This window comes from Phormidium sp. CCY1219, from assembly GCF_035615515.1.
Taxonomy (GTDB): Bacteria; Cyanobacteriota; Cyanobacteriia; order Cyanobacteriales; family Laspinemataceae; genus CCY1219.
In genome coordinates this window covers 1-5,015 of record NZ_JAJENT010000422.1, presented here as the reverse complement: position 1 = coordinate 5,015, position 5,015 = coordinate 1, and the positions used below count along the sequence as shown (strand labels likewise).

The following is a 5,015-nucleotide window of genomic DNA, read 5'->3' as shown; positions in this document are numbered from 1 at the left end:
GGGGAGAACTCCTCCCTACGCATAAATGACGAGGGTTTCCGTTCTCCCCCTTACCAACCCTAATTTCTGATGAACAATTGGGATAATTTTGATAGACTAAACTGCGATCGCCAACTCTATGGGTTTTGGCGATCGCAGCACCAACAGTGAAGAGCGCAGATAACACCGCAAATTTCGTTTGCCCCCCTCTATCCGTTTCTAGTGGCGGAAAATCGCCCTCGGTTTCACGTGCCTACGCACTCCTACCTAGGGCTGGGGGGGAAGCTTGGGATTGACCTCTTAACTCAACGATTCGAGATAATCGCGGACGCGATTGCGCCGCTTGGGTTGTCGTAACTTTTGCAGCGCCTTGGATTCGATTTGCCGCACTCGTTCTCGAGATAAATCGAGGGCGCGGCCAATTTCTGCCAAGGAGTAGGGATGACCGTCACTCAACCCAAATCGCAACCGAATTACATCTCGCTCGCGACTGGTTAGATCGGCTAACAGGTGTTGCAAATCCCGATGCAAGGCTTCTTGCATCAGTTTTTCTTCTGGCGAGATATCTTCGGTTTCTAGTAAGTCGCCGAGTTCGGTGTCTTTTTCTTTCCCGACTTTGGTTTCTAAGGAGACCGATCGCGGGACTTTTAGCAAGACTTCGCGCACCTGATTGGGGGTCATCTCCAGTTCGAGGGCAATATCGTCGAGACTTGCCGTGCGACCTTTTTCTTGGGAGAGTTTGCGCTGGGCTTTTTTGATTTTGTTGAGTTTTTCGGTAATGTGAACCGGCAGGCGGATGGTGCGGCTTTGAGTGGCGATCGCCCGGGTGATCCCCTGCCGAATCCACCAATAAGCATATGTGCTGAACCGATAGCCCCGCGCCGGATCGAATTTCTCCACCGCCCGCTCTAACCCGAGGGTTCCTTCTTGGACTAAATCCAACAGTTCTAAGCCACGGTTTTGATATTTTTTGGCCACCGAAACCACCAGGCGCAAGTTGGCCTTGATCATGTGTTCTTTGGCTCGAATGCCCTCGGATTGGATCCGCTCCAGTTCTTGGACGCTCAACCCAACCATTTCGGCCCACTTCCGTTTGCCAGCGATTAAAATTGGCTTGAGGTCTTTCACTTGAATGTCCCCCTGTGCCGCCCACTTTTCTAGGGACGGTCGATGCCCCAGTTGGGAGGTTAGGCGATCTCGAGCATTCACCAGTTTTACATACTGTTGAATCTCGGGATTTTCGTCCGTTGCGGCGCGCTCGCGCTCTTCTTTGAGCTGCATGTAGCGCTGGACTTTTTGCGCTTCCCCAATCTCCTCTTCGCGCCCCAGTAAGCGAACCCGACCGATTTCCTGGAGGTACAACCGAACCAAATCGGTGGTACGGCGGCTGGGGCTTTGTTGGAAGCTAGAGGTTTGGCGATCGTCAATGTCAAATTCAACCTCGATCTTGTCGTCCGCCTTGTCCATTTCGTCGGACTCCTCGATCCCGCCCTCTAAATTTTGGGCGTTCAGTTGATTGTCGTCTTCAGTGTTAGGGTAAAAAGAAATTCCTGGCATGGTGATTCTCTCAGCTGCTCCAGGCGATCGGTAATTTGCTCTGAATCGCTGCCTAGCTGCTATTCTCTCCTTCGTTAGGGACTATACTTCACTCCTACGTGTTCCTACGGAAAAAACCCGCAGTCCTGAAGCCGTCTTAGTTTCTGGTCGCCAGTCCCTCGGTGGGGCACCATCGCCTCCAACCCACTGGCTTCCCGATCCCGACGAAGGAACCTTTTACATCACGGCAGCACGGGTCTGGCCGAGAACTACTTCTCAATCTGACCCGTCATACCAAGTATAGGTAGAGCTTCGATTCATTAGCGTGACTTCTGTCAGAGTGGCGGTTAATCTTCATCACCAGACGGATCTGTTTTGGATCACTAACTGATGGTATCGAGATCTCCAATCCCTCCTCCTTCCCCCTCATAGACCGCGTTTTCAGGTTTTTTGCCTCCTAGATTTGCCGCTCTTTTTTATCTCTAGTTGGTAATTCGTTTTATTAAAAAATTCTAAAATTTGCTTCACCGCCCCTTGTTGAGGCAATTTAAAGCAACGAAAACGGTGCTTTTTCGGTGCGCCGGGTTCGGAAAATCTGCACCTGTCCCACTGAAGAAGGATTCATCCCAGGCAAGGGCGGCGTCAAACTCGGTTATTCTCGATCCCATCGAACTCCCTGAGTCAGACTTCTTGAAAATCCCATCGGTTTGAGCGGCGAAGCCTCTTTCCAAAGATCGGCGAGTCCTTACTCAGGCTTGATATCTCGCAGCATTAGCGCTTCAACTGCCGATTCCGGCGTGATATGGCTTTCGAGTAACCGATGAACTTGATAAGAAATCGGCATGGAAATCCCATGATGATTCGCTCGCTGGATTAATACCCCCGTAGTGTTGACTCCTTCAGCAGTCCCCTCTAAACTCGGCAAAATATCCGCCAGGGTCTTGCCTCGAGCCAGTTGATACCCCACTTGATAGTTGCGGCTGAGGGGACTATTGCAAGTAGCGAGGAGGTCTCCGAGTCCGGATAATCCATAAAACGTTTCAGTTTGAGCGCCCCAATGGGTGCCGATCCGGATGATTTCCGCCAGTCCTCGGGTGAGTAACGCCGCTTTTGCATTGGTCCCCAGGTTGAGACCGTCACAAACCCCCGATGCGATCGCCATTACATTTTTTAGGGTACCTCCCAATTCTACCCCCAATGGATCGGAATTGGTGTAAACCCGAAAACTGGGCGAGGCAAACACTTCTTGCACTTGTTCGGCAGCACTGGGATCCCTGCTGGCCACCGCCGTAGCCGCAGGTAATCCTTGTTGAATTTCTTTCGAGAGATTCGGTCCGGCTAACACCACCACCGGGTTTTGGGGAAATCCCTTTTGCCAAAGTTGGGAAGGAGTGCAAGTGGTTTGTGGGTCGAGTCCTTTAGTCGCCGTGACCACGATCGCCTCTGGTGCCAACTCTAAAGACTGCACTTGAGAAACCACTGCAGGGACTCCTTTCATAGAAACCGCCGACAAAATAATCTGAGCGCCGTGGATGGTTTCTTTTAGGCTGCGATCGCGACTGCGCGACCACAGACGCACCTGATGGCCATTGAGAGAAGCAAGATGTCCTAATGTGGTTCCCCAGACCCCAGCTCCAATAATAGCTAGGGTTTTTGGGAATCTTGAACTCCCCCGGGAACCGGATGCAGTCACATCGTTCATAATTTATCCTGACGACGGGGATAGCGTTCCATTAGCGAGCGTACTTGTTCCGCATGATAAGAACTGCGCGTCAGCGGCGATGAAACTACTTGCAAAAATCCGATCGATTCCCCAAATTCCTGCCATCCGGCGAATTCTTCCGGCGTCACCCATTTCGCCACCGGCAGGTGCAACCTTGTCGGTTGCATGTATTGACCGATGGTTAAAATATCGCAATCTACCGCGCGCAAATCTTCCATGACTTGTCGGATTTCCGCCTCGGTTTCTCCAATTCCCACCATGATGCCAGATTTCGTGTAAACCCACGGCGCGATTTCTCGCGATCGGCGCAATAATTCTAGGCTTCGTTGATAGTTTCCTTGCGGTCTTACCTGGCGATAGAGGCGCGGTATGGTTTCCGTATTGTGGTTGAGTACCTCCGGCGAGGCGGCTAAAACTTTCTCTAACGCTTCCCAATTCCCGCACAGATCTGGAATTAATACCTCAATCGTCGTTCCTGGCGATACCGCACGCACCTCTTCAATGCAACGCCCAAACTGGGAAGCTCCCCCATCGGGCAAATCATCCCGGTTCACTGAAGTAATCACCACATGATTGAGGCGCATCCGCCGCACCGCCTCCGCTAACCGGATCGGTTCGCTCGGATCGAGGGCTTTCGGCTTTTTCTCGAAATCAATATCGCAGTAGGGGCAAGCACGAGTACAGGCAGGCCCCATAATCAGAAACGTTGCCGTACCATTGTGGAAGCACTCGCCAATATTCGGACAGGATGCCTCTTCACAAACGGTGTTGAGCTCTAAATCCCGCAATATGTCTTTAACGTTGCCAACGCGCTCCCTTTGAGGGGCTTTTACCCGCAACCAATCTGGCTTTACACTCATCTGTGCCCTTTGAAATTCAAACAGACTTCAATCCTATCCTAGCCAAAGACGCGGCACGCGATCTATACTGGATTTTGGTAAATCTAGAATAAAAGGTCTAGAAGGGTTTACAAAATGTTGTAAGTCGATCTAGAATGATTTACAGCAATGACGCTTCGGGATGTAGCGCAGTTTGGTAGCGCACTTCGTTCGGGACGAAGGGGCCGCTGGTTCGAATCCAGTCATCCCGATTTTTTTATGAGTGGCATCCTCATGCTCGCCCTAGAATATCGGTGGGGCATCGGACTTGTGGATCCAACATCGGGGCGATCGCGGACAGGCAATTTTGCTTTCCCGCGATCGCCTTCTTGCGATCGGCTTGGGGGGCGATCGCCCATTCACCGCGCACCCCTCCTTTTTCTTTTCACCCATTAAAGAACACAGGCTCCAAGACTACCCCGCTGGCGTCCCATCTTTTGCAACGGGCATTGCGCGATCGTCGGGCATGAAAGATGCAAAAATGCTTCCTTTGACTTGATTCTCTGGTGTAGCCACTCCACAAGGCTTCCACCTAACTGCCAAAACAGTGGAAGCTAGGAGAAGAACTTGACGGATCCCATATGGCCAAACCGGACAATCCTACTCTTTCTCTATGGATCCAACAGCCATCACTATCCAGACTCTACTCTTTATATGCATATAAGGAGAATCCGCTGATGCCCCAATATTGGATCCTCAGAAGCCAATTTGTCCCAGCTCAAGCCGCCCATCCTGGCCTACCACCAAAAAAACGAAAAAAATTTTCGCTTAAAACCCTTGATTGGCAAAGGTTTCAGCAGTTACTCAAAAAAAATCCAAAATTTTTTTCAAAAAAGGGTTGACATTCCCGAATGGGGTTGTTACATTAGTAAAGCGCCTGAAGGAAAGGCAACTGACCC

5 protein-coding genes and 1 tRNA gene are annotated in these 5,015 nt (G+C 51.0%); 2 read left to right on the top strand and 4 right to left on the bottom strand.

Translation table 11 applies throughout. The features are described from left to right. Positions 1-279: 279 nt before the first annotated feature. The 3 genes from sigC to lipA all read right to left on the bottom strand — a co-directional run bounded on the left by sigC (position 280) and on the right by lipA (position 4,098). Positions 280-1,536 (bottom strand): RNA polymerase sigma factor SigC, encoded by a 1,257-nt coding sequence (sigC, locus tag LKK83_RS09620; protein ID WP_324630867.1) that lies wholly within the window; start codon positions 1,534-1,536, stop codon positions 280-282. 724 nt (positions 1,537-2,260) lie between these two features. Continuing rightward, positions 2,261-3,217: an NAD(P)H-dependent glycerol-3-phosphate dehydrogenase gene (locus LKK83_RS09615; protein WP_324630866.1), complete on the bottom strand. Its 957-nt coding sequence runs from the start codon at positions 3,215-3,217 to the stop codon at positions 2,261-2,263. Beyond that, positions 3,214-4,098 (bottom strand): lipoyl synthase, encoded by an 885-nt coding sequence (gene lipA, locus LKK83_RS09610; protein WP_324630865.1) that lies wholly within the window; start codon positions 4,096-4,098, stop codon positions 3,214-3,216. The genes LKK83_RS09615 and lipA overlap by 4 nt, the downstream gene beginning before the upstream one ends. 156 nt (positions 4,099-4,254) lie before the next feature. On the opposite strand from lipA, the gene LKK83_RS09605 reads away from it, so the two are divergent. Continuing rightward, positions 4,255-4,328, top strand: a tRNA-Pro gene (locus LKK83_RS09605). A 20-nt stretch (positions 4,329-4,348) separates the two neighbouring features. Here LKK83_RS09605 and LKK83_RS09600 read toward each other — a convergent pair. Then, positions 4,349-4,486, bottom strand: coding sequence for a hypothetical protein (locus LKK83_RS09600; RefSeq protein ID WP_324630864.1), 138 nt, complete (start codon positions 4,484-4,486; stop codon positions 4,349-4,351). Positions 4,487-4,824: 338 nt separating this feature from the next. Between LKK83_RS09600 and LKK83_RS09595 the strand changes: the two genes are divergently transcribed. After that, the coding region (locus tag LKK83_RS09595) for a hypothetical protein (RefSeq protein ID WP_324630863.1) at positions 4,825-5,015 on the top strand (191 nt) is incomplete at its 3' end.